Source organism: Kineococcus siccus (assembly GCF_009906795.1).
GTDB classification, from domain to species: Bacteria; Actinomycetota; Actinomycetes; order Actinomycetales; family Kineococcaceae; genus Kineococcus; species Kineococcus siccus.
On record NZ_JAAALN010000441.1, the window covers coordinates 1 to 637 of the forward strand.

Consider the following 637-nt stretch of genomic DNA (forward strand, 5'->3'; position numbering starts at 1 on the left):
GGCCCGCGACGGGGCGCAGGCCCGCCACGACGAGCTGCTGGCGCTCGTGCGCGCCGCCCACCTCGCCGCCGACGCCGCGCACGAGGCCGCGAGCACCGCGCGCGACGACGCCCGCCACCTCGCCGACGTCGCGGCGCGCGACGAGCGGGCCCGCCGGCTCGCGGGGCTGGAGGCCGCGACCGAGGACGTCCTGGCGGCCGAGCGGCGCCTGGCCGTCCTGCGCGTCGACGTGGCGCTGCTGCGCCGCGTCGAGGCGGCGGAGGACGCGGCCCGCCTGGCCCGGGCCCGCGCCGAGGCGGCCGCCCCGCGCGTGGTCGTGGAGGCCGTCGCGACCGAGGTGGGGGTCGGCGGCGACGTCGTCGCGGCGGGCACGACTCTGGAGCGGACCGCCACCGAGCGCGTCGACGTCGACGTCGCCGGGTTCGCCCGCGTCACGGTGCTGCCGGGCGCCGACGCCCGCACCCTCGCGGAGGACCTGCGCCGCGCCGAGCGCGTGCGCGACGAGGCGCTCGAGGACGCCGGGGTCGACGACGTCGCCGCGGCGCGGGCCGCGCACGAGGACCGGCGCGACGCCGAGGCCGCGCTGGCGCTCGCGCGGCAGCGGCGCGCGCAGCTCACCGCGGACGGGGCGGGCGAC

1 pseudogene is annotated in these 637 nt (G+C 83.0%); it reads left to right on the forward strand.

Features of this window, described 5'->3' with window-relative positions:
• Positions 1-637: pseudogene (locus GTR02_RS22035) on the forward strand (hypothetical protein); the annotation flags it as partial.